The following is a 25368-nucleotide window of genomic DNA, read 5'->3' as shown; positions in this document are numbered from 1 at the left end:
CGCTGCCACTAACTGGTGATCAGAATCTCCTCATCGGGTTCTACGAGCATTGCGAGTTGGACGATCGCATCCAACCTGGCCTGAAATTCGGCTGTGCGCTCGTCGCGCTCTTTCAAATCGCTGATGGCACGCTCGTAGAGCGCATATATCTCCTCGTATTCCGCATACCGCTCCCGGCAGTGGGCAACGAGCCAATTGCGGTCGCGCTCAAGAGCCCGCATATAGGCAGAAACGGGACGCATCTTCTGCCACTTCTTGCCGAAAACCTCCTCCACTAGAAGTTTCGGCGGGAAAAGCGAGTAAGATTCCAGGATCTTCTCCGTCATGAAGAGATCATGCCACGTCGGACGTCGCCTGTATTCCAAACTAAGTAATCGGTGACTTCCTCTTAACAGATATATTTCAATGCGTTGCCACATTTCGAATGCGACTAGACGCGAGTTTGATACGGGTTTGCGATGAGGACTAGCCCCCGTCCCATGCTGGCGGCTACTGTCCACCCTATGTCAATCAATCAGGGCCACGACGACCTTGAGATTCGCCGGCACTTTGGCAGCGATAGTGCGCGGCTGGTTTACGGCCGGAACCCCGAAACCGGGAAGCTATATCACATCTCGAGGGCGAGCCGCGGTCTAGCCTGTGGCCTAGTCTGCCCGCATTGCAATGCAGCGCTGGTCGCCAACCTCAAGGATGACCTGAAGGGGCCGCGCACTTCGCCCACCACGGCCCTGCTTGCGGGGGCGGACCAGAGACGGCACTCCATCTCCTCTGCAAGGAAATCATCCGGGATGAGTTGCGGCTTACCATTCCCCGTGAGCACGCAGCATATGGCGACTATGAACAATTAATCGCCGAAGAACGCGAGATCACCGTCGATCATGCGACGCTAGAATTCCGCGATCATATCGAAGTGATACCTGACCTCCGCCTCGAAGTCGGAGAGTCAACTCTCTTCGTTGAAATTGCCGTGTCTCACCCATGCGGGGAGGAGAAGATTTCCCGCTTGAAGAAGTTGGGGACGGCGGCCTTAGAGATCGACATGTCTTCTGTGCCCCGCAACGCTCTGCCGGAAGAAGTGCGACGCGCCGTTATATCGGCCGCGCCACGCACTTGGCTGTTCAGTCCAAGGATCGAGCTCGCGGTTGAGGAGATGCGCCTTCGCGCGCGACAGGACGCCGATGCCTACGCTGAACGACTGGCATCCATTGCGGGGCAGAAGATCGAGGCATATCGCGAGACCCGTCGGAGTGCTGGCGAGCAAAACCTTCGCATCAAAGATCTGGCCGCAATGCGTGCTCTCGGAATGCGCCAACATCTTGGGATCCAGATCGGAGGAACAGGTTGCTTCACGGTCCGAAGCGAGACTTGGCGGTCGGTGGTCCTTGCAACAATCCTGCGACCAAGGCTCTATCATCATCGTTTCCTATCGACAGACCACATCATCTCCCGCCTCGTCGAGGAGGGGTATGTCCACAGCGACTTTGTCACGCTGACGGAAGAGCTTGCCGATGCGATGCGCCGTCTCGACCATGAGTTCCTTACACCGTGGGAGGCCGTCCACCGGTTTCTTCAGGCCCTAGCCGAGGTGCGACTAACCCAACAGCAACACCTCTCCTTCGCGCTCACCACCGGCTTGGCAGGCCGATGGCACGACTGGGAGGCAGCTGACCGGAAGAGAATTGGTCGTCGGAATCATGTTTCGAGCCTTGTCTCGCGAATCCTGGATCTGATTCCAGCAGAGGATCGCGGATCGATGACGGTCGAATCCTGGTGGCAGATGACGAAGAGAGGAAGGCCGCGCCAGCAGGCGGTCGACGCAGAATCTTCGATCGACAGCGACCTGGAGGGCTTACTCGCTGTGCTGTGTTTGCGAAGCAGCACATCACCAACCACGTTACACGACCTGCCAGCGGCACGCGCCATCAAGGAGGCCATCTCCCGGAAAACCGAGAATGATGCGAAAGCCCAAGCCAAACGTGCAGTGGAAGAAGCGGACGGTCGCCGGCAATCGATAATCAGGCTTTCGGAAGAGGCGCTGGACGGGCAAGATCGCATCGATTTCCTTCGCACCCCGCTTGCCGATCAGAACGGAACCCTCCCGCTGGATCTCGCCGAGAGGAACTCCGCCGGCCTTGAGCAGGCCGAAGAGGCATTGAGAACGTTCGCGCAGTCGCTGCGTGCGGAACGCGTCGCCAAGGAGTGGCGGTCAAAGCTGGACGATGAAGCCACGAAGCTCTTCGGGGAAACCGCTACACGTGTTGTGAGGCAGGCGGTAGATGGCAAGCTCGACGGACGTCCGCCGCTGATCTACTGCCGGGACGAGCGCACCTTTCGGATTGCGCTTGGAGTGCTGCACTGGATGGCTCGGACGCTATAGCTGATTTTCACCGGCTCGCGTTCAGCAATGTGGCATTTTCGCGGACTTTCTGGCGTAGTTTCACCGAGCTAGATGCTCACCGGCCAGTCCATTGTTGCTGCGTGCCCTCCCGCATAGATCAATACGATTGGGCTGTCCCAACCTTCCGTTCCTTGCACCCCGAGGAGTTCGTATTGCAGGCCTTCGTTCGTATCGGCCTTCCTCATTACAACTCTGACCGGGGCGTCACCGGCGCCCGCTACGTCTGCTAACTCAAGAGCTTCGATCAGTTCCCTCAGCGTCATGCGATAACCCTCAATCCATTGATCGCTATTTCGACGGCAACCCTTCCAAATGTCCATGACTTGCTATCGTTTGCAAAGCAAGTGTCAGCAATGCATCGAACTGCTGTCGAAGATCTTTTCGATCACTCAGCGGCATCGTCGTCCACACGGCCCTCTCTGCATCATGAACCTGGATACCGTATCCGCTTGGCACTTTTCGTCGCTCTATCTTTCCTGATGCTCTGTATCCAAGCTTTCGTCCGCCACCTGCATCCTTGGCCTTTAGCTCGACCGACCACTCAAGCGTGGGTGTGATCGCGCAAAAGAAGAATGGACCATTGTGCTGATTAGACATTCGCTACTTTGCCCTTCTCTTTGTTAATCAGATTGACCAAACATGCGCGAGAGCTAATGTGATCGCAAAATCAAGGTCCGAGCGTGTCACATCAGACGGCGTTTGGCGCGATTCAGTTCTTCATCGGTGAACAGCTGCCTCCATGGCTCCCGCTGCACGATCGACTCGATGGCGAGATCAAGCCTTCCCATCAACGCAAGCCTGTTGAAGCCTTCGGATGGCGGGGAAGCGAGCAGGCGCCGCGCTGTGACAATCGCGCCGTGCTCCTGCATCATCTGCAGCATGCCGGTCGGCTTGTATCCTAGGTGCTCACATTGCCGGTATGTGTTCATCAGCTCCGCGGCGAATTCCGCTTCGCTGGGAACACGTGGCACAGGGGCGATCCTGGTCGTCTCGATCTTCAATAAGACAGCAAGCTCCGTTGATTTCGAGCGGAGCCACTTAACGAGATCGCGGATTGCCAGCAGACCCTGCTCAACCGAATCGCGCTGGTCAAGGAACGGGCGCATCGGATTGATCGCCGGGGTCCGGACCCTTATCGCGATCGACTGCCCGGCCTCTTCTGCCGAATAGGGAGTGGCCTCAAACAAACCACTCGTTCGCAACCCTTCCAGGCGATCGAGCATCCCGCGGAATTGGACGTTCGCATACTTCCAGCCGGTCCCAGCGCCGAATTCGTGTCGCAGGATCGGCGACGGCAAGCCTTCAATCACGAGCCCATCAAAAATGCGCGTGATTGCCTTGGGTCCATCGGTTGAGGGCCGAACAGTCAGTTTCGGCAGGATCTCGGACGCAAGCGCAGAGTAAGCTTCAGCGAAATCCCGCTTCTCTGGGATTGTGAACCCGACCCACCCCGTGGACGCGCGCTTCCCACACAGCGCTTCGAGTAGCTGGATCCGCGCCCTCAGGCGTAGTGCGATCTCACCGTTCTCAGTCTCGCCTACCCGCTTCTCAAGGAATTCGATGATGTGTTCGATCGCAATCTCGCCTTCGAACGAACCATCGTGGGCGAGCGTTGCCAGCCGGGCGGCTGGCGCGACGAGGAGCGCACTGGCTGCCTGTCTTCCAAGGCGCTCGCGCAAAGCCGCCAGTTCTGCAGCATACGCCTGCGCTTGACCGGCTTGGAAGTCGGCCGTGACCTTGCTTTCGATTAGGACGCAGGCCCGGAGCGTCTGATCATCGTCGAACCAGCCAATCCGCACGTCAGTCTGACGGCGATCCTTCTCGCGGGGTGGCGACTTCTGCAGCAGCACGTGTTGACTCATTGGCGCCGAGAAGGAGTTCCCAGCCTTCGACACCATCCATGAGAGAAAGGCCGGGGATGCAAAAAGCTCCTCGACCAGAAAGTTGTCGAGATCGCGCTCCCTGACCCGATCGCGGAAGAGGTAGTCCGCCTGGCTGATTTCGTCGGCATACGGAGTTTTCATAATCCACCACTCTAGGCGATATCGCGTCCTAGGCGATATCGCGTCAGCCTAGGCCAGATCTTGCTATCCGCTTCGAATAGAACTGCTGGCACGTCTGATCCTCGCTCTAAAGGTAACAGTTGTCGTGCTGCCCTTTGAGGCACGAGCAACTTGTGTATTGTAGAGGAGTCGCTGTTCCCGTCTCCCTGCAGGGCTATGTGACCGATGCATATGTCACCGGAACTACCATGTCCTATTCCAAGGCAAAAGAACTTCTCAGACTAGCCGATTTCGCCTGCTCCAGGTTCCGCGGCGTCACACTGACCGATATCTGTGCGCATTTCGAGGTAAGTCATCGAACTGCGCAGCGCATGACCTCAGCGCTCTCCGAGGCATTTCCACACGCTGTGGATATCGTGGAAGATCAAACGAGAGAACGGCGCTGGATTGTTCGCGAGGTCCCACTTGCTAGGTTGCGGCTCTCCGGGGATGAGGAACTCGAGGGGCTCGAATTCGCCATTTCTCGCCTTCGCGAAAGCGGTGATTCAAGGCAGGCTCGCGCTTTGGCGAGTCTTCGTGACCGTCTTCTGGCAGCGCTGCCGGTCACGGAGGCACGGCGCGCGGAAGCTGATGCGGAAGCGATGCTGGAAGTTCATGGAGTTGCCGCAAGGCCTGGGCCATTCGTTGCCGTTGCACAGGCCGTTACAGACGCAGTGACCGCAGCGCTTCGCGGACCATACAAGCTTCGCTTCAGCTACAATGACAGTCTCCGTGTTGTCGAACCTTACGGCGTTCTTCTCGGAGCGCGGCGCTACCTCGTCGGTAGGCAGCCAGACAAAGGACTGAAGCTTCGGCATTTCCGATTTGACCGAATTAGTGCGGTCGAAGTGACGGACGAGTGGTTTGCGCGAGACTTCGATTTTGATCTTGCAGCACACGCAGCGCGAGCGTTCGGATCATTCCAAGACGACAGCCAGTTCGGTGAGGTCGTGTGGCGCTTCGCTCCCGAAGCGGCCAAGCGCGCTGCGGAATGGCGCTTCCATCCCAATCAACGAGTGCGCGTAACTGAAGATGGCGCACTTGAAGTGCGGTTCAAGGCCTCTGGGTGGCTCGAGATGGCCTGGCACCTTTACCAATGGGGGGATAATGTTGAGGTCATCAAACCCACAGAGCTTGCAGCTATCGTTCACGCGGCCCGAAGGGCTGATTTTGATGCACTTCCCTAATTGATGTTCACACTTTGTTCGATAATTCAACCTTCGACGTTCGCGACCATTCCTCTCCATGACAGCTTCTGACACCCTCACGTGATAGCTCATGTGAATTCGGATCGCACTTTTGGGTCCGCCTCAATATGGCTCTGGTGATCTTCACATGTTTCGTTTCATTCATTCTTCTGATCTGCACCTCGGTCGCAGGTTCGGCAACCTTCCGGAAGATGCGCGCGGTCGCCTGGTCGAGGCGAGGCACGCGGCGATCGGACGTCTGGCCGCTTCCGCACAAGATCACGGCGCAAGCCACGTGCTCCTTGCTGGAGACGTTTTTGACACGGAAACGCCTTCCGACGCCGTTTGGCGTCACGCCTTGGCTGCGATGAGCTCTGCGCAAGGCCTTCAATGGTGGATTCTTCCCGGAAATCACGACAGCCTGGCGGCTGAAGCACTCTGGAGTCGCGTCCGCGCCCACGCTCCAACGAACGTTCATCTTCTTGATGCGTCGGAACCCGTCGAGATCGCGCCGCGCGTGGTTCTCCTGCCCGCGCCGGTGCCTCGCCGCTTTCCCGGCCGCGATCTGACAGAGTGGATGCCCCTTTGCGCTACTCCTGCTGACCACTTCCGAATTGGGCTTGCACATGGCGGGGTCCTTACATTCGGGTCCGAGGACGGCGGTGCCGACATCATACCGCCCGATCGCGCCAAGACTGCTCGGCTCGACTATCTCGCGCTTGGTGATTGGCATGGGCTGAAGCAGTTCGGCGATCGCACTTTCTACTGTGGCACTCCCGAGCGCGATCGATTCAAACACAGCGGCCCCGGCACTTGCCTCGCTGTCACTCTCCTAGCTCCGGGCGCGGTGCCCGAGGTCAACACCATTCAGACCGGTCAATTCGACTGGCGGGAAGCACCACTTCCACTCATACCTGCCCAAGACGCCTTAGCTGCGCTGGAGACGCTGTTGCCGGTCGAAGGCAAGGGGAGGCGCGACATGCTTCTAAAGATTCGAGCCACCGGTTGGCTGGGCCTGCCAGCGCGCATGGCTCTGACGCGTGCAGCAGAGCTTGCAAAGCCCGAGTTCTGGCATTTCGAATTCGACGATGCAGATCTCGCAACCGAATGCAGCCTGGAAGATCTCGATGGAATTGCGTTGAGCGGCGCACTTCGGTTGGCAGCTGAAGGCCTCCATCAGAGGTCTGAAGATCCTTCAACGCCCCCCACGGATCGGGCGATCACCGCGGCGGCACTTAGACGCCTTTACAACTATGTGCAGGGAGAGACGCAATGAAGCTCCTCGCGATCCGCCTCGATAATGTCCGAAGGTTCACCGACCCCGTTGAGATCACGGGTATCGGCACCGGGCTGAACATCCTCTCGGCCCCGAATGAGAGCGGCAAGTCGACCATCGTTGATGCGCTCCACGCGCTCTTTTTCAAAGGCTACAGGTCTTGGGACAAGGAGGTCGCGAGTCTTGCGCCGCATTCCGGCGGTGATCCTCAAGTGGCGGTCGAAATTGAAATCAAGGAAGACCGCTTCAAAGTCGAGAAGCGTTGGAGCAAGACACGCAAGGGCGAGGCCAAGGTCTTCCGCGGCGGGCACCTCATCAAGCAGGCGGACGATGCCGAGACATGGCTCGCTGAGGTGCTCAAAGCGCCAAAGGAAGGGGGGCCGGCCGGTCTCCTCTGGGTGCGACAGGGTTTGACCAGTCTCGACGAAGACGAATCCGCCCACTCAGCGCGGCGCGACTTACTCTCTTCAGTCACCGGCGAGGTCGAAGCAATGACCGGCGGGCGTCGCATGGACACTACGCGGGACCGTTGTCGGAGGGAACTTGACCGCTATTTGACGAACAGCGGAAAAGCGAAAGTTGGCGGCCCACTAAAATCCACGGAAGACGAGGTCTCGGCTCTCGATCTCCGACGCGCTGGGCTTGCCGCAAAGGCGGCGTCTCTATCATCGGAACTTGATCGCCGGCGCAATCTAAGGCGCGAACTTGCCAGTCTTGAAGACGGCGAGCAGGATTCGGGAAGGATGACGCGGCTCGCGGAGGCGCAGGCCGCCCATGACGAGGCATCCCGTCATGCAGAAGCGCTTGAGCGAGCGATCGAAGCAGAAAGATCGAAACGCCTTGAGATGGAACGAGCCCAGGAGAGGCTTGCGACAATCGAGGCCGCGCTTACTGAAGAAAGGAGTGCCGGAGCCGCCCTTGAGTTGGCCAAGGCTGATGCCGCAATCAAGGACGAGCGGCACCGTGAAGCCGAGGGTGTATTCATCGAGGCGAGAAGGAGTTTCGACAAGGCGTCCTCATCGGCAGAAACTGCCTCTGAAATTCTTCGAAGGGCACTACGTGCTCAGACATGCGCCGCGACAGCAGAGCGGCGAACCGAGCTTACGGTTCGACTGGCCCAAGCCGAAGGCTTGCGGACCGAGCTCGAGAAAGCCGTAGCGGACGCCAAGGTTGGCCTCACAGACAAGGTGCTGCGTCAGTTGGAGGACCGGGCTGGAGAGGTCCGGGTTCTACGAAAGGCACGCGAGATCGAGGCCGTCGCTCTCACGATGACGTATGCCGTTGGACGAAAAGATGGTGTCGTTCTCAACGGTAAGCCGATGCCCGATGGAAATCGTGTGGCAATACCCGACGGCGCCACGCTGGAGATTGACGGCATTGGATACCTAGCGGTCCATCCCGGTGCACAGTCTGCCGCCGATACACTTGCGGTAGCCGAGAAAGCTCTTGCCGACGCACTTGAAGCGTCTGGCTACGAGACAATCGAGACTGCTCGCGCAGCCGCGCATCTCCGGCTTGAGGCCGAAGCTCGATGCCGTAGTGCCGAACACCAGTTGAATGGAGCGGCGCCGCATGGAATCGAAGCACTACGGGAAAGTATCGCCCGCCTGCCTGAACCCGCCGAAGCGGAACCCGAACTTCTGAGCGCACGAGCGGCCCAGGAGGCCGAGGTAGCAGCAAAACATGCTTTTGCAGACGCAACCAGCACACTTGAGAAAGCCCGTTCTGCGTTCGAAATAGCGCAGACGGCCGCGGCCCGTGCTTCAGCAGCCGCAGAAAGCGCAGCGGAGAGGGTCTCCAGGGCACTCTCCGCGCTCAGCAGCTTCCAAGATGCCGAGGCTGAAAAGATGCGCCTTGTGAACGGGCTTGTTGGGCATCGGACCGCGTTGGCCGAGGCGATTGGACAGCGCCAAGCAATCTTGGCCGTGGCGCCTGATCTTGAAGCGGCAAAGGCTGTATTACAACGTGCACGATCGGTCATCACGCGCTTCGAACAGGACCGCCAACGCATTTGCGTTGATCTCGGAAAGTTGGATACGGCGATCGAAATGCATGCTGCGGAGGCCGTCGAGGAAGAGCTGGCCGACGTCGAGATCCGACTGAAAGCAGCGAGGCGGAGACTTGAAGAGATCATGTTCGAGGTCTCAGTCCTACAGACAGTAGACGACGCACTTGAATCCGCCCGAACTGCTGCACGTGACCGCTACGTTGAGCCCGTCCTGAGGGAGCTTACCCCACTCATCCGACTGCTCTGGCCCGAGGCTGAGCTTCGCTTCGATGCTGAGAAGGTCCTGCCAACGGCTCTGGTTCGAGCCGGGACGGAGGAAGACTTTGACATCCTGTCGGGCGGCACCAAGGAACAGATCGCACTTCTCGTGCGGCTAGCCTTTGCTCGAATGCTGGCGAAGGCAGGTAACCCCGCGCCAGTGATTCTTGACGATGCGATCGTTTACACCGACGACGACCGCATCGAGCGTATCTTCGACGCCTTGACGCGACAGGCACAAGATCTGCAGATCATTGTATTTTCATGCCGACAGAGAGCCTTCCGAGATCTTGGAGGTCGGAGCCTCGCAATTATCGGCCAGGAACCTGTATTGGATGCCGCGTGATGAGACGCGACGGCAATGGGCTTCGCCTATCGGCCTCGGACTTGATGCGATTCATGGCCTGCTCGCACGCAGCACGCTTGGACCTCGCACATCTTGCAGGCGAGGGGCCGAAGCCGGCGGATGACAGTGAAGACGCGGCCCTACTTCAAAGATATGGCGATGCGCACGAAGCGGCCCATCTGGCGCGGCTCGAGATAAGCGGAAAGCGTATCTCCAAGATTGAAAAAGATGGGATCGCCTTCGATGTAGCTGTCAAAGCGACCCTCGAGGCCCTTCGAAGTGGCCCGGATATTGTTTTCCAGGGAGCGCTCGAAGGAAACATGTGGGGCGGATACTCCGATTTCCTCGAGCGGGTTGATTTACCCTCGAAACTCGGGGGATTTTCTTACGAGGTTACAGACACCAAGCTGAAGCGCAAACCTGACCCGGCTCATGTCTTGCAACTCGTCCTTTATTCCGACCTGTTAGCAACTGCCCAGGGCCGTAGTCCAGAGCGGGCACACGTGGAGCTTGGTGACGGCAAGCGCTTCAGTTTCCGTCTCGCGGAATATGCGGCGTATGCTCGCGCAGCGCGAGAGAGGCTTGAGTCTTTCGTTGTCGAACCAACGAAAACTCGACCTGTGCCCTGCGCAACTTGTAATCTCTGCCGCTGGCGTGAACATTGCGCTGGAGAATGGGAGCAAGAAGACAGCCTTTTCCGCGTTGCCGGCATGACGAGAGCCCAGGTGGAAAAGCTTGAGGCAACCGGCATCACAACGATGGCCACTCTCGCACAACAACGCGGCCGTGTGCCGAGGATGGCCGAGTCGACACTCGAAAAGCTCAGGACTCAGGCATCGCTGCAGCAAGAGCGGAAGAGTGGCGAACCTTCCTATGCGCTGCGCCCTCCCCTTCCCGGCAAGGGCTTCGACCTGATGCCCCGGCCCCATCCTGGCGATCTCTACTACGACATCGAAGGTGACCCGTTCTATGCTGAAACCAGCACCGAAGGCCTTGAATACCTACACGGGGTTTGGGATGGGAAGGCTTTCAAAGCTTTCTGGGCTCATGACTTTGCGGAGGAGAAGGAGGCGATAGTCGCCCTTTTTGCACTCTTCGAGCAGAGCATAGTGCAGAACCCGCAAGCACATATCTACCACTACGCATCATACGAAATCAGCGCGCTTCGCAAGCTCACCACTCGGCACGGCGTCGGCGAAGAGCAACTCGATCGGTGGCTGAGGGAGCGCCGTTTCATCGACCTCTATGCCGTTGTTCGGGGAGGCGTCTATGCATCCGAGCCATCCTATTCAATCAAGGCTATGGAGGCTTTCTACGATCTTTCCCGCACTGGCGAGGTGAAGACTGCAGGTGGATCCGTTGTCGCTTACGAGAAGTGGCGTGAAAGCGGTGACGCCGCCATCTTGGAGGAGATCGAGGACTACAATCGCGTTGACTGCGTCTCAACGGAGCGGCTGCGCAATTGGCTGCTCAAAATCCGACCGGACGGTCGCTGGCTGGAACTCGGCGAAGGCTACACAGAGAAGTCCATGAAGGCCGAAGCCGAGGTCGACGATCTCGCCAAGTTACTGCTTGAATCCAGCCTACCTGAGGATCGTCGGCGCCTCTTGTATGACCTCGGCGTTTTCCATTGGCGCGAGCGCAAACCTGCTGCGTGGGCTGTCTTCGACGCCGCTGCGAAGGATTTCGAAGAGCTCTGCGATGATATGGAATGCCTTGGCGGCCTGGTCGCTGACGGGCCAAAACGGCCGGTGAAGAGGTCGAACGAGCGAGATTACCGATATCCGCCGCAAGAGACGAAGCTAAGGGCGGGCAAATCCTCGCAGTTTGCTATCGAGGGCGGTTTCGGACAGGTCGACATCACATCGCTCGACCGCAGTGCTCGGCGAGTAACGCTGAAAATGGGGCCGGGCTCCGGCGATACGCTCCCGGACCGGCTCGATCTTATTCCCACCTTCGCAATAGATGCCAAACCCATTCCCTCCGCTGTCCATAAAGTTATCAAGGACCAGTGTGGGGACCGCGCGAACAAGGCGGCAGAGGATCTCCTCTCACGCAATCCGCCGTGCTTCAGAGGTGCGCCACCGCTTCCCTTGGATGAGGCGGCAGATCCCCTCCGAGGAACTATAGCGGCCATTCGGGCGATGGATGCGACAGTCCTGCCAGTCCAGGGCCCGCCCGGCACGGGCAAAACGTATGTCGCCGCGCGCGCCATCCTCGCGCTCGTCAAGGACGGCCACCGCGTCGCCGTTTCATCCAATAGCCACGAAGCCATCCGTAACGTCCTGATGGCCTGTGTAGATGCGCTTCGCGATGACGCCGACGTCGGACTGACCCTTGCGGAGGTCCAGCTCGCGCACAAGATTGGATCCGACACCGGCGAGGCCCCGATCGGCTACGAGACCATCGCGAGTGTGCGGAACAATGACGATGCTGCACTTGAAACGGCCCAGGTAGTTGGCGGGACAGCGTGGCTGTTTTCGAGAGATCAACTCGAGGGCGCGTTCGAATACCTTTTCGTCGATGAGGCTGGACAGGTTTCTCTCGCAAATGCGATCGGAATGTCGAATGCGGCGAAAAATCTTGTCCTTATTGGCGACCCCCGCCAACTCCCCCAGGTAATTCAGGGAGCGCACCCTGATCCGGCAAACCTCTCTTGCCTCGACTGGGTTCTCGGCCAAGGGCAGAACGTTGCGCCGGACCGGGGAATTTTTCTTCCCGTCACGCGTCGCATGCATCCCGAAGTCTGCAGCTTCATTTCATCACAGTTCTACGAAGGTCGGCTGCATCCACACGAAACGACGTCGCGGCAAGCAATCCACTCACCGGGACTGCCCCTTGCCGGCGCATGGCGGATTCCGGTAACCCACCAAGGGCGCGCGCAGGAATGTCCTGAAGAGGTCATTGCAATCCGTGAGAAGATTGACCTTCTGCTTGCCGGGAAATGGACCAACAGTGACGGTTTGGTGCGCCCGCTACGGAAGGACGATATCATCGTTGTCGCTCCTTACAACGCACAGGTGAACGCTCTGGTCGAAGCTTTGCCTGACATCAGAGTAGGAACCGTCGATAAGTTTCAGGGGCAGGAAGCTCCAGTTGCCATTGTCTCAATGACTGCGTCTTCAGCCGAAGAAACATCACGGGGCATCGAGTTCCTTTTTTCCCGTGAGCGGCTCAATGTCGCCGTTAGTCGCGGCAAGGCCCTGAGCCTCGTATTTTTTTCGCCTCGACTGCTGCAGGCGGGGTGCTCGACGGTCGAGCAAATTCGTCTCGTGAACACGCTCTGCGCACTTCCCGACATGCCTACGGGATAGGATGAACGGAATGAATCGATGAAGGACAACGCGGCAGCTCGGCTTAGGTTTGAGGCGCTCAAGGAAAAGCAGCGTCAACTTCGGGCGGGTTTCCCCGAGAATTTCGGCCTTCGCGTCCATCGGTCGATCAGTTGGATCGGACGGGCTGAAGCAGAAGCCAACGATCCCGCTGCAGCGTTCCTCTTCCTCTGGATCGCGTTTAACGCGGCCTATGCGGACGAGCGCGACGTGCGAGGTGAGCGTGAAGCATTCGCATGGTTCTTCGGAATGCTGCGAGACCTCGACAAAAACAGCCGCATCTATGACGCGGTCTGGACACGCTTTCCCGGCCCCATCCGGCTCTTTCTGGAGAATCGCTTCGTCTTTGGTCCTTTTTGGTCCCACCAAAATGGGATCGATGGTTATGACGACTGGGAGCAACGATTCAATGCCGCCAGGCGTGCCTTCCACGGCGCGCTGATGACTCGCGATACAGCCAACATCTTGTCGATGCTATTCGACCGCCTCTATGTGCTCCGCAACCAACTTGTTCACGGGGGCGCAACTTGGAACTCGAGCACTAACCGCAACCAACTTCGTGACGGGGCCGATATCATCGGGTTTCTCATCCCCATCATGATCGACATCATGATGGACAACTCAACCGAGGACTGGGGTCGGCCATTCTACCCGGTCGTTGAGACCTAGACCCATGTTCTGCTGACACGCGCAGCAGCTCGTAAGAAATCATCAAACAAGCGGGGCGAAAATGAGCAGCATTTTCCTTGTCGGACAAGATAATCAGCTGACCGAACTGAACCGGACAGACTACGAATCCGAAGACCTGTTTCAGCGGCTGCTAGGCGATCATCCCGCCATGCTGAGGCTAGCAGGGGGACCCGAAGGCAAGCTGCTTCTCATTCGACGCGAACAACCCGTTCCCGACGCCGTGAACGGCTCTGATCGTTGGTCCCTTGATCATCTATTTCTGGATCGCCAAGGCGTGCCCGTGCTTGTCGAGGTGAAGCAGGCATCCGACACAAGGGCTCGCCGAGAGGTCGTGGCCCAGATGCTGGACTATGCCGCGAACGGCGTCGCCTATTGGCCTATCGATCGGATTGTGCAGGCATACCGCGATACGGCAACGGGCGCAGGACTGGAGCCGGACACTCACCTCGCCAGCTTCCTAGACAACGCCGATGCAGAATCGTTCTGGAGGGCTGTGGAAGCCAATCTGAGGTCCGGCCGAGTCCGCATGCTGTTCGTCGCCGATCGCATCCCCAAGGAACTGGCGCGCATTGTTGAGTTCCTGAACGAACAGATGCGCCCGGCCGAAGTTCTGGCGATAGAGGTCGAACAGTTCACCAGCGCCAATGGCATTCGCACGCTGGTCCCGCGACTGGTTGGGCAGACAGAACGGGCACAGACGACCAAGGCCGTGACCGAAGTTGCTGAGCGCCTGTCCGAAACGGAATGGCTGGAAAACCTCGCAAGTCTGCATGGCGCGAAGTCCCGTGCTGGCGCTGAGCGGGCCACGGACTGGTTGCGATCGACCGGCTATGACGTCGTGGTGACGAACAGCCAGGACGCGCTCGCAGCCGGGCTTCTGCGGCCGGACGGAAAGCGCACCTATGTGTTCTTCATGCGTAAGACATCGGGCCGATTGGAAACGTCCCTCGCCAATCTCGGCTCAACGCCAGCTTACGCCCCGGACGATACCAGGAAGGCACTGCTGTCCGCGATCCGCGAATGGCCATCATCGACGTTGAAAGTCACCGACAAGCTCACTGGCTGGCCTTCGGTGAAGCTAGATGAGCTTACGTCCGAGCCGCTCTGGAATGCGGTCACGTCCTTCGCGGGGGACATCGCAAATGGCATTCGGACAGTGACCGGCCCATGAGCCCCATCCCGGCAACCGGAAATTCGGGTCGCGTCTCTTGACGCGTTGCCGACCACAGCAACACCTGAGGAGGGGGAACAAATGTCGATGCCGATCACCCGTCTAACGTGGAACGCTTTGGTGAAGGCCAATAGGGAAGCCGTTGCTGCAGGGTGGGCTCAACCCGGAGTATTCGCTACCGGCATAGGTCGGCGATATCGACCTGGGGCACCCGCAAGCGTCCTTTATGTTGGAATGAGCGCCGGTCCAAAAGCAGAATCCGTTGGCTCGGGCCTAACGCAATTGGATAGCTCAAAGGCGTCTCGAGACTGGATGATTAGGAGGGAAAATCGACGTTCCCCGTTCTGGCAATTCATTGAGCGAATTTCCCCGGATCGTATGGATATCGCCTGGACGAATGTGTGCAAGATGGACCGGCTCGATGTCAGCAGCGGTGACGCCGGCCCGCCCTCTTCGAAACAATGGCCCATGATAGCGGACCCATGCCTACAGGCCCTCTCCGAAGAAATACATTGCCTAGCCCCAGCGCTGATCCTGTTTGCAACCTCGAGATTCCGTGCAGAGATCAAAAACCTTCTGGCTGAGCACGGCTTTTTGAAGTCCCGAACGTTAGGCGACGGCCACACCACGATTTTTCGTTCAGCGAATGGCACAAGCGCCATTACGACCCGGCACCCCCGTTATTGGAGGAGGATGCGACTAGCCCGAGACGAACAAATAGTCGCTACGGCTGTCCTGAACTTGCTCAATCGGCAAATAAAGAACCATGGAGCCCACCCCCCTAGCGGAGCGTTGCGGTAAGGGCGACACGCGGTATTTTGACGGGCAAGGATTCCTGCGAAGGTTCAGGCAAAGCTCGCCGGCAAGGTCCAGCCGATGGAGCCACCATGAAACACAATGTGACGCCAGACATAGCTATATAATGGATCTTCGGGTTGCGCATTCTGCTACCATGAGAGCGGCCTCCGCGTGTCTCCATAAGATAGTTCTCGCGCCACCCGAAACGACTCGCTTTTTCTCACTTTCTCAGCTTCACTGAAGAGGGCTGGGAGGAAGAGAGATGGCAACAATAATACAGCGGTGTTTGTGCAGCCTATTTTCTGCACTAGTCTTCGGCGCCGCATTATTGACTGCGGGGTGTTCTACCCCTTACATCCCTCCAAACATCCAAGAGCCAGGGCAGGACAAAGCGTCCAGCTTTGGTGGCGTCATGAGCTTTGCTAAGCAAGAAGACCTACGGGTTGTCTGGGTGCACGGCATGTGCACCCACGAGGAAGACTGGGCAGATAATCGTCATGCCCTTCTCCAACAGGCGATCGCAATTGGGACGTCTACCAAAAACGTCGTGTATGGCCCGGAGCGTGCCGCCCGCGTCACGTTCGACCACACTGTGAACGGGCATTCCCTCGAACTCCGTTTTCTCGTCTGGTCACCGCTCGCTGCCGATGCAAAAATCGCCATTCGGCTCGACCACAACGACGAGCTGAAGCGAGCCAGCCTTAACAAGACCCTAAAGGAAGGCTTAATCGACGACTGCTTTTCCGACGCGGTGATTTACACAGGCACGGCTGGCGACCCGACTAGGTCCTGGATGCGCTCCGAAGTTTGTGACGCACTGGGTGGGAGTATTTCAGGCTCGGGTCGCTGTCTGATCGACGATAGCAAGCCGCGGCGGAAGACTGTGCTGATCGCCGAGAGCTTAGGAAGCAAGATGCTCTCGGACGCAATCGTCTCGATATGGCAAACGACGCCGGCGTCGGAACAGTCGCGGATTGCCCAGCGCCTAGGAGATGTCCAAATGGTTTTCCTGCTGGCAAATCAGATCCCACTCTTGAATGCCGCAACCTACTCTCCTGACACGGTCAAGATTGCCGCCGATAGATCGGCGGTTCGGGCCAGCGGATCGCTCCTCGACGTGTTTGCCAGCGCCAGAGCTCGAAAGAACAAGGCGTTTGTCGCAGAGCCGTCAGGCCCCATCCGCTTTGTCGCTTTCACGGATCCGAATGACCTATTGAGCTATCGACTGATCCCCAAAGCATACCTGCCCAAGGACATGAAAATTACCAATGTCATTGTCTCAAACGACCAGACATACCTCGGGCTTTTGGAACGCCCGGACACTGCCCACTGCGGCTACGGCTGGAATCCATCGGTCATAGCGACTGTCGCAGAAGGTTACGATGGCAACCGCCTTGGATCGATCCCAGTCAATGTTCCGCACTCTTGCGGTCTCGGGGGATAGCGCGAGGCCGTCGCCTCGGGAATTGAGACGCTAACCGCTGACGCAACCCAGCGTGCGCAGACCGGCTCGGCCATCACTGGATGATGAGAGCAATGAACAGTTGGAGCTGACCAATGACCACCAAACTTGTCGATTCCGGTTGGCCACTGGAGATTGCGGAAGCACTTCGCGCTGACTCAAGCGAATTGATGATTATTTCTCCGTTCATCAAGAGGGGCGCATTGCAACGTTTACTTTCGTCCGGCCCGAAGGCAGTCCGGGTCATTACCCGCTTCAACCTGTCCGATTTCGCCGAGAGTGTAAGCGATATCTCGGCCTTGCGACGCCTGTTGGGGGCCCGAGCCAAAGTCCGCGGCGTCAAAAATCTACATGCCAAGATGTATCTGTTCGGATCGAGTAGGGCGATTGTGACCTCAGCCAATCTAACGGAAGCCGCGCTTACGCGGAACCACGAGTTCGGCATGGTCTCCCAGGACGCGGCCCTCATATCTGCATGCCGTCGATACTTCGATGATCTCTGGGACCGAGGCGGTCTCGAATTAGCGATCCAGCAGCTCGACGAATGGGACCAAATTCTGACCCGCTATAGAGTAAACGGGGGAAGGCCGATTCAGCGAGCCAACCTTGGGGACTATGGAGTTGACGCCGGTGTAGTTGCATCGCCGCCAAGCATCGTCCCGGCTAGGTTTGCTGATGCTACCCAAGGCTTTGTGAAATTCCTCGGCGAAGGAAAATACCGCGCGCCATTGTCATTCCCCATCATCGAGGAGATCGACCGAGCTGGCTGCCATTGGTCGGTCGGGTATCCGAAAGACAAGCGGCCGAAAGGGGTTAACGATGATGCTCTGATTTTCTTCGGGCGCTTAACGAACGAACCGAATGATATTCGCATATTCGGGCGAGCGATCGGAATGCGACACGTTCCGAATCGCGATGATGCTACCATTGAAGAAATTGCCCACCGTGAATGGAGGGCCAAATGGCCCCACTACATCCGTGTTCATGATGCGGAGTTTGTCTCGGGAACGATGGATAACGGCGTCTCGCTCAACGCACTTATGGAAGCCCTCGGCGCCGGCTCGTTTGAACCGACAAGGCGCAATGCCGAGGAGGGCCAGGGGAAAAACGTTGACCCACGAAAGGCCTACCGACAACAACCGGCAGTCGAGCTTTCGACGGAAGGCATGTCCTGGCTCGGCGAGCGATTACAGGGGGCGTTCGACCGGCATGGCAAGATTTCGCAAGATGAAATCGACAAGATCGGCTGGCCGGTCGTAAGATGATCGCCTGTCCAATTCACCGGCAGAACGCGTCCGGCAGACAGCAGAAATGCTTCATCCTGCGATCGGCGTGCGCATTAAGTTCGCTCGAAAAGCCGAGAGGCTATTTAGCTAGACCTGGGGGGCTTCATGGCGCGAACTTTGGTGGAATGCCTCAAACTGTTCAATCGAAAGGAGCGCTATTGGCTCATTCGCAATGCGCTTGGGCAAAGCGGCGAGGAACTAAATCTTTCGAGTTCGTTTCTGCACAGACTTAGCAATGAGACAGGCGTGGACATCCCGACGGGCGCTTGGTGGGCGATCGACTATCATATCGACTGGCTGTTTGGTGCGCTGGGGTTGGATGGCACCACCGACATTGATTGGGCTGCTCCGCTGGAGAATCCGGTCGTCTCCCATTCGGCTGAACCGCCCCTACGTCTCATCCGCGGAACTCATGAGGACTTCGACCTCATCATTGCGTTCGATCGGACAATCATTCTGATGGAAGCCAAGGGCGTAACGAGTTGGGGAAACGACCAGGTAAAAAGTAAGCACCAGAGGCTGCGTGAATGGCAGGATCACTCTCATCGGCTCCGAACCGACAAAACTAGAACCGCCGATCCATTGCAGATCATCGTGGTTTTAGCGTCACCCAATAAGCCGGCGAAACTCGACGAATTGGATTGGCCAACCTCTGTGAATGGCAACGGTGGAGCTCCGCTTTTCTTCGCCCTGGACTTTTCCCAAGCGCCCGATTCATTTTGCGTTCCGGAGCGATGCGACGCCGATGGATTTACCACCAAAAAGGGGAATAGCTGGAAGATACAACGCGTAAGGCGGCCGAGGTTACGTGTGCCCTAGCCGGGCCTGCATCCCTGTCCTGCCTCGATCGCAGCTCCCGCAGGTGCCTAGTCGTGTTTTTCCGATCATCGTGGACGCTAACCCCATCCTCGGGGCTGTGTTTGGCAACATTGAATTGGAGGTCCGTATGCCCACAGAACAGCATTCCCCTCGGTTGGCAGTCTTAATCGACGCGGATAACGCATCCGCGAAAATCGCCGATGGACTGTTTGAGGAGATCGCCAAAATAGGCGAGGCAAGCGTCCGACGAATATACGGCGACTTCTCGAGTCCGCGCTCTAAGGCGTGGGCCGACATACTATCCAAGCATGCCATCATCCCTCAGCAGCAGTTCGCATATACGACCGGGAAGAATGCGTCTGATATCACCCTGGTGATCGACGCCATGGATTTGCTCCATAGCGGTCGCTTTGACGGCTTCTGCCTAGTGTCGTCCGACAGCGACTTCACACGCCTCGCAGCACGAATTCGCGAGCATGGCGTGGATGTCTTCGGATTCGGTGAGCAGAAAACGCCGGAGAGCTTCCGGCAAGCTTGCCGGCGGTTCATCTACACAGAGAACCTCCTTCTTGAGACGACCACTGCAGGCGCCAAGGCTGGGGCCACGAAGCCTCTGGAGACACTGGCTCATGCTTCGCGCATCCTCAAAAGGATCATGTCCGAGAATGAAGGAGAAGACGGGTGGATCTCCCTGGGACAGCTTGGAAACCTCCTTGCCAATCTTGCACCCGATTTTGACCCACGAACCTACGGTTCCAAAAAGCTCAGTGATCTTGTCCGCAAAATTGAGACATTGGATGTGAGCCAGTCAGAGACAGGCCACCCCCGTGTGCGCCTGAAGCCTACGTCTGGCAATACGCGAGCAACCAATTAGTCGCTTCGAATAGATCTCGATCGCCAGACGCCGGGTGAGGTGTGGTTACGGTTAGCGACGAATCGCAAGCGAGCTCAATGGAGAACTTGGACACCCGACCGCTGCACAAGACCGCGGCCCACCACTGTGCTCGCTGTCGGCCACCCCTGACGCGGCTTGAGCATACAAGGGCGCGGCTTGATCCGCGCCCTTATCATCACTGTTCTGCAATCGATCAGGTGGGCGAGACCGGCGCGAGGTCGCCGGTGACGCCATTGATGAAGCCTTCCAAGAAGATAACTCGTATCTGCAACTCCAGACGGGTCATTGTTTCGATGCGCTTCTTCAAACGAACCTTTTCGCCGGTGGTCGCTTCGCCTTCAGGAAGCTGCATTGGGGCGCCCCCCCATCGACTGGCTTGGGCGGAAACACCGTCTTTGGACCGTGGCGCCTTGAGCTACCCGCGGTCAACCATCCCCGATGCCGCGTTGCCAACAGCTTCTCCGCAAGTGTGAGCGGCGGAAGCGGCTCGCCATCAGAATACGTCAAAGGCATGCCCGCCTTAAACGGTTCGTTGTGCCCATGGTGCCACTGGATATTGTAGAAGCCGAGCCTATCGGCTTTGTCTTTTCGCTTGCCAATCAGCAGAATGACGGCCTCGCGTGTGAGCTCAGGCCAAGGATCATCGAGCAAGATATTCTGGAGCATCGTATGGTGTATGTTGTCTATGACCGGATCGGCGGCGGAAGAACCGCCCCATACGAGCGCAGTCATTATGTCGAGCAGCGTCAGAGGCGGACACACTTTTTCGGTATGGCCATCTTCCAGCGCCTGACTGTTGGCCTCAGCTATTGATTGCTCGATTGAATCGCGGTCGATAACCGACGATTGGCCTCGCACCAGCTCAAATTCCAAGACATCGGATAGTTGGATTTTTCTCCGCGGTCTCTCTGAGAAGATCGGCCGCGAATTAACGATCATTGAAAGCGAAACGCCAGGAATCTCAACACTCGCCATCACACCACACCTCTGCACTCAGCCTCTCTACGATCTACGTCTCGGCAGCTCCGTGATCTCTGCGTGCGTCTCCCTACCCCTTTAGCTAATTCGCTCTCTACGCCGGAGCTATTAATCTGATGCTGGTCAAGCTGTTGCCGTTCGTTTGCTGTATCGACCAGGGGAGAGCGCCAGATAGCTTCCGTCATGTGTTCTGCGTCATCGCTGCGCTGACGGTGCCCTTGGTGTCTGGTGAGCTTCTCTGGCTGTTTTGGTGTTCGAGCCTTGGAAGCTGTCTCAGGTTGCGTTTGTCAACTTATCGGGCAAAAAGTGGTTTTGAGGGTCTGGTTGTCAACTTAGTGTAAACTTAGCGTCAAGCGCGCTCTTATAGGCTTAAGAGAACGCACTACATTTTGGTTGACAGAATTAGGCCCCGAACCGTCGATATCGGGTCGCCAAGTTGACATTGTCAACCGCCCGCCCTTCAGAACCGTCTCCTAAAAAAGATACCGAACCTCAACGTTCATCGCCCAGGACAAGCGGTTTCGCGCCCGACCTCCCGGACTGCCCTCCCACTGAAAGCGGAGCATTGTCGGGATTTTGTCTGCCGCAACAGGAGGCATTCCCACCGCTGTCCAAGGCAAATCTAGGGCTTCGCTCTATGGGGCGTCCCCTCAAGCGAATGAAGTCGATTGGTTCCTAGGAACCGAGGCGAGCGTCGTCAGCTTCCTTGCATGGCATCTAGATCTACCACCAGGTTGTCGTAGCGGTCCGCCCGTCGACGCGCTTAGGTCACCCACTGCGCTCAATGAGCGGGACTGACCGTCGTCCGCTAGTGAGCCGCGCTCGAGCTTAAGGGCAATATGGTCGAAAATCAGCTGGCTGCCGCCAACTGTTCGGATGCGTGGAATTTCGCCATTGGTCTCAGCAACAGGAACGAACAAATAGCGCCAGGCGCTGCTAATCGCCGTGCTTTTTTGACGCACGAGCGATGAGTGGTATAGCCGCTCTCCTGTCCAAACATCTACGCTTCTGATTAAGGAGACAAAATGCCCGGTCAAGCGGCAAAGGTATTCTGGTCCTGGCAAAACGACTATTCGCCCAAGACCTGCCGCCATTTCATCCGCGAAGCATTGGTCGCAGCGATCGCGCAAGTCGCCGATGAGATCGGCGTTGATGATGCTGACCGCCCAGAAATAGACCACGATACCAAGGGCGAACGTGGCATGGCCGATATTGCTACCACCATCCTCAACAAGATCGCGGACGCAGCCGTGTTCGCCGCCGACCTCACGCCGGTTGCACAATCCCCTGCCGGCAAATGGCTACCGAACCCGAACGTGATGATTGAGCTCGGATGGGCGATGCATAGGCCGGGTTGGGAGCGCGTCATTGGAGTTCTTAACACGGCGAGCGGTGCGAAAGTGGAGGACCTGCCGTTCGATATTCGCCAACGCCGTATCCTTACATTCGTCCTTGCTGAAAATGCCGATAGGCCAACGCGCTTAGCCGTCCGCTCAAAGCTCGTCAGCGAACTCGCGGGGGCACTGCGTGTTAATCTCCAGGAGCGTGCTGAAGAGGTGGCTGCAACAACGACGATCACTTGTGTTGCGGCAAGCTCCGACAACTACTCGATTTGGGGCTCGGCGGGCGAGACACTAATTCACAATGACGCTTTTGGGGGCGCGCGACGCGGGAAAGTTGCAATTCCCGACACCCCGCGCTCCTACATGCGCGTCATCCCCGCCGGCTGGAAGAATGAAATACCATCAGTCTCGGATATAGCGAGATTGCATCAGTCACAATCCGTCGACGCGCCAAGCGACAGCGCTCGTGATGGTGACTTTGGAGCCACTGAAGAGGGGTTTGTTCGGTATTGGATCACCGAGTGGTCCGAGGCCAAAGAACCGTCCTCGAGCAACATGACGATGTTCTTTGAGGATACCGGAGAATTTTGGATGCTGCACGGCAGCGTGGTTGTTAAGCACCAGGGCCAGCCCCTCCTCCGGGATCATCTGATGCTCGGACAATGGTCTCGGACGCTCCGCAAAGCAATGAAGGTTATCGATCGGCTCCAGGGTCATAGGACCCGCCGAGTTGAGGCGGGGCTGTTCGGCGTGAAGGATCTCCATTGGTTCTCCGAGTGGCAGGGAGACCGGACGCCATCACGGCGGAACGCGACCCGAGAAGTCCTCCAGAGCGCAGACTGGAGCGCGGAGGCGCAACTGACGTTCCTTACAAACGCCTACAACCGTGTCAGGAACCTCTTTGCCTTGGAACGAAGCACCGAAGCCGAGGTTACCCAGATATTGCAGCAATTCGATCCGGAGCGTTTTCAAACCAAAGCTTCCGAGTAGCAGAGTCAGGATCGCCGGTCATACGGTGATCGGGTTTCGACCCTCGCGTTGCTAAGCATCAGTCGTTCGTCTTCGTGCCGCGCGCGCCACCAAAGAGGGCGCGAAGGATCTTTCTAAATACGACCGATAACTTCGGATCCGCTCCGTTTGAGGACTTGCGGATCGCGCCAATGATCTCCCGCTCGTTTTCCGAGAACTCGCCCACGATTTCCCGAAATGCCTCACGATCTTTTTCATTGCCGTTCTGCGTGAGAGCCATCACGAATAGCTCACGGGGATTGGTTTCTAGCGCCTTGGCGATGCTCACGACGCGATGAAGCGGCACCTTGGTTCTCCCGCTCTTGAGCATCGCTATGACGTTGTCGTTCACAAAACCGATCTCTCTGGCTATGTCCCTCTGGCTCTTTCGGTGACTCAGTTCATAGATGCGCTTGTCCAGGAATTTAGCGATTTCGGATTTGTGGGACGTGCCGCTGCTGTCGCTGCTCATACTCGTTCTCCTTCTTAAACGTATGATCTTGCTTACTATATATCAAACAGCGATAGGGAATTGCGAGTTCCCGTCGATCGCTGCAAGGTCAATCTCTTCCAATTTTGCGATTTCATTAACAGAATTACCCGATAAACGTGCTTATAGACTAAAATCCTGAGAAGATGTCGAATATATACATAAGTAAACTATGACTTACTCTGACCTTGTCGCAGAGCGCACATAGGGAGATCCGCGGCGCCGGAAGTTAGGCAGACGGAAACGGCGTCGACCTCGGAAGAGTCTGTCGCACGGGTGATGCGACTCGGATAAGGGCCATCCCGTGTGGTCAACCGGCTGCTCGCTGGGTGGACCGCTGCAGATGAACTACTCGACCAAAGTCGTCCTTAGGGGCATCAAAGACCCGACGCGCCAGGTCGTGCTGGAATACAGCGCGGCTCCCACGACAGCAAAGCAGCGGCGGGTGTCCGGGAAGACGGTCGTTCACCCGGTGATCAATTTAGGCGACTACACGTGCCGAGCGGTCATTGACTGGGTCGAGATCGACTTCTGGTTCGCGCACACGACCCAGTTCCGATTCGTGCACGACGTAATTCGCCCAATTCTAGCTCGGCAACCGCACATTGATGTGCTCGAAAAAGGCCTCGGAAACGAAAGCAATAAGTTTCGAGTCAAGTTTCAAGAGCCTGAGCTGGACCTTCTGGCCACGTGCGAAGATGAGCTCGCCAAGAAATTTAGTCGGCAAATGCAGGCTGTAGTTCATTCAATCGAGATCAGCGTAGATTTTAAGCCGAGGACGCCATCGTCCGATAAGATCGGGAGGATGGTCGGAGTCCTAGCGCGGCATCTGTTTCCGGACCGGGATTTCATGACCGTCGGTCTCGACAGACCACGTTTTCTATGGAGTCGAGAAGAGCCAACTTTTGTCATTGGTGCGAACAACCTGATCTCATCCCATGCTGACAGACCTGCCTTCGTCGATGCGACGTTCTACGTTGGCAGAGAGGATGGACCCGTCAGGTGGCGGGTGATGGAGAAGCTCATCGACAACCAGAACATCAGAGCCGGAACCTGGGATGATCTACCAGTCAGCGAGCACCGAGCCAGGATCGAAGTGACTTTGGATCAGCGAGAGCTGATCGACCTTGGGGTCAACTTCCTGGATGATCTGCGACGATTCAATTTCGCCAGGCTCCAAGGCCGATACTTTCAGTTCATGGTTCCGACGTTCGAGAACGACTTCGCCGGGAAGCACCCTGCCCGCAAGGCAATCGAAGACGACCGCTGGACAAGGTTCCTCAACGCCGGCGTTGTCGGGCTTGTCGCCATGGAAGGGGCGCGGCAGACATTCCGAGACAATGCCAGGCCGGAGCTCAAGAAGCAGGTGCGAGCTAAGAGGCTCAAGATCCGCCCCGTGACGAGGGTCGGCGCCGGATCTTCGGGAAGCTTCCTTGCCTACGAGGCTCTCAATGGGCGAGCGTCGATGGCGCTGGAAGACCTGAGGGACAGGAAGGGAAGGTGAGGTTGCGAGTCCGTGCTCTACACGGACCAAGTTATTAGGTCCTCTAAACGTGTGATTGCCTCGAACCCTTATACCGA

19 protein-coding genes are annotated in these 25368 nt (G+C 57.6%); 14 read left to right on the top strand and 5 right to left on the bottom strand.

Annotation, left to right across the window (positions count from 1 at the left end):
- Positions 1-8 precede the first annotated feature (8 nt).
- A complete protein-coding gene (locus P3C39_RS20150; protein WP_275953991.1) occupies positions 9-326 on the bottom strand; it encodes a hypothetical protein in 318 nt (105 codons plus the stop codon).
- 467 nt (positions 327-793) lie between these two features.
- Between P3C39_RS20150 and P3C39_RS20145 the strand changes: the two genes are divergently transcribed.
- Entirely contained in the window at positions 794-2377 is a 1584-nt protein-coding gene (locus P3C39_RS20145) for a hypothetical protein (RefSeq protein ID WP_275953992.1), read from the top strand.
- Positions 2378-2445: 68 nt separating this feature from the next.
- Here P3C39_RS20145 and P3C39_RS20140 read toward each other — a convergent pair whose 3' ends face one another.
- Entirely contained in the window at positions 2446-2718 is a 273-nt protein-coding gene (locus P3C39_RS20140; RefSeq protein WP_275953993.1) for a hypothetical protein, read from the bottom strand.
- 363 nt (positions 2719-3081) lie between these two features.
- Positions 3082-4422 (bottom strand): hypothetical protein, encoded by a 1341-nt coding sequence (locus tag P3C39_RS20135; protein WP_275953994.1) that lies wholly within the window; start codon positions 4420-4422, stop codon positions 3082-3084.
- Positions 4423-4649: 227 nt separating this feature from the next.
- Between P3C39_RS20135 and P3C39_RS20130 the strand changes: the two genes are divergently transcribed.
- The 10 genes from P3C39_RS20130 (at position 4650) to P3C39_RS20085 (ending at position 19947) form a co-directional block, all read left to right on the top strand.
- The gene (locus tag P3C39_RS20130; RefSeq protein ID WP_275953995.1) at positions 4650-5627 is read left to right on the top strand and encodes a WYL domain-containing protein; all 978 of its coding nucleotides are present in this window, start codon (positions 4650-4652) and stop codon (positions 5625-5627) included.
- Positions 5628-5775: 148 nt separating this feature from the next.
- Complete coding sequence (locus tag P3C39_RS20125) at positions 5776-6903, top strand: DNA repair exonuclease (RefSeq protein WP_275953996.1); 1128 nt, start codon at positions 5776-5778, stop codon at positions 6901-6903.
- Positions 6900-9515, top strand: coding sequence for an AAA family ATPase (locus P3C39_RS20120; protein ID WP_275953997.1), 2616 nt, complete (start codon positions 6900-6902; stop codon positions 9513-9515). Before P3C39_RS20125 ends, P3C39_RS20120 begins: the two co-directional genes overlap by 4 nt.
- On the top strand, positions 9515-12829 hold the full coding sequence (locus P3C39_RS20115) for a TM0106 family RecB-like putative nuclease (RefSeq protein ID WP_275953998.1): 3315 nt from the start codon (positions 9515-9517) through the stop codon (positions 12827-12829). The genes P3C39_RS20120 and P3C39_RS20115 overlap by 1 nt, the downstream gene beginning before the upstream one ends.
- A gap of 18 nt (positions 12830-12847) precedes the next feature.
- Positions 12848-13516 (top strand): HEPN domain-containing protein, encoded by a 669-nt coding sequence (locus P3C39_RS20110; protein WP_275953999.1) that lies wholly within the window; start codon positions 12848-12850, stop codon positions 13514-13516.
- A 61-nt stretch (positions 13517-13577) separates the two neighbouring features.
- Entirely contained in the window at positions 13578-14708 is a 1131-nt protein-coding gene (locus P3C39_RS20105; protein WP_275954000.1) for a hypothetical protein, read from the top strand.
- A gap of 1210 nt (positions 14709-15918) precedes the next feature.
- The gene (locus P3C39_RS20100) at positions 15919-16950 is read left to right on the top strand and encodes a hypothetical protein (RefSeq protein ID WP_275954001.1); all 1032 of its coding nucleotides are present in this window, start codon (positions 15919-15921) and stop codon (positions 16948-16950) included.
- 113 nt (positions 16951-17063) lie between these two features.
- On the top strand, positions 17064-18233 hold the full coding sequence (locus P3C39_RS20095; RefSeq protein WP_275954002.1) for a phospholipase D family protein: 1170 nt from the start codon (positions 17064-17066) through the stop codon (positions 18231-18233).
- Between the two features lie 126 nt (positions 18234-18359).
- Positions 18360-19073, top strand: a complete 714-nt coding sequence (locus tag P3C39_RS20090) for a hypothetical protein (protein ID WP_275954003.1) — start codon at positions 18360-18362, stop codon at positions 19071-19073.
- 127 nt (positions 19074-19200) lie between these two features.
- Positions 19201-19947, top strand: a complete 747-nt coding sequence (locus P3C39_RS20085) for an NYN domain-containing protein (protein WP_275954004.1) — start codon at positions 19201-19203, stop codon at positions 19945-19947.
- Positions 19948-20161: 214 nt separating this feature from the next.
- Here P3C39_RS20085 and P3C39_RS20080 read toward each other — a convergent pair whose 3' ends face one another.
- On the bottom strand, positions 20162-20320 hold the full coding sequence (locus P3C39_RS20080; RefSeq protein ID WP_275954005.1) for a hypothetical protein: 159 nt from the start codon (positions 20318-20320) through the stop codon (positions 20162-20164).
- 188 nt (positions 20321-20508) lie between these two features.
- Between P3C39_RS20080 and P3C39_RS20075 the strand changes: the two genes are divergently transcribed.
- Both P3C39_RS20075 and P3C39_RS20070 read left to right on the top strand, forming a co-directional pair.
- The gene (locus P3C39_RS20075; protein ID WP_275954006.1) at positions 20509-20781 is read left to right on the top strand and encodes a hypothetical protein; all 273 of its coding nucleotides are present in this window, start codon (positions 20509-20511) and stop codon (positions 20779-20781) included.
- Between the two features lie 1190 nt (positions 20782-21971).
- Positions 21972-23279 (top strand): hypothetical protein, encoded by a 1308-nt coding sequence (locus P3C39_RS20070; protein ID WP_275954007.1) that lies wholly within the window; start codon positions 21972-21974, stop codon positions 23277-23279.
- 58 nt (positions 23280-23337) lie between these two features.
- Here the strand turns inward: P3C39_RS20070 and P3C39_RS20065 are convergent, their stop codons facing one another.
- Positions 23338-23769 carry a helix-turn-helix transcriptional regulator gene (locus P3C39_RS20065; RefSeq protein ID WP_275954008.1) on the bottom strand — a complete coding sequence of 144 codons (432 nt, stop codon included), beginning with the start codon at positions 23767-23769 and terminating at the stop codon, positions 23338-23340.
- A gap of 361 nt (positions 23770-24130) precedes the next feature.
- Between P3C39_RS20065 and P3C39_RS20060 the strand changes: the two genes are divergently transcribed.
- Positions 24131-25291, top strand: a complete 1161-nt coding sequence (locus P3C39_RS20060) for a hypothetical protein (protein WP_275954009.1) — start codon at positions 24131-24133, stop codon at positions 25289-25291.
- Positions 25292-25368 lie beyond the last annotated feature (77 nt).

Source organism: Mesorhizobium sp. XAP4 (assembly GCF_029269325.1).
GTDB classification, from domain to species: Bacteria; Pseudomonadota; Alphaproteobacteria; order Rhizobiales; family Rhizobiaceae; genus Mesorhizobium; species Mesorhizobium ciceri.
Note: the sequence above shows the minus strand (reverse complement) of the source record. Positions and strands in the feature narration are given on the sequence as shown.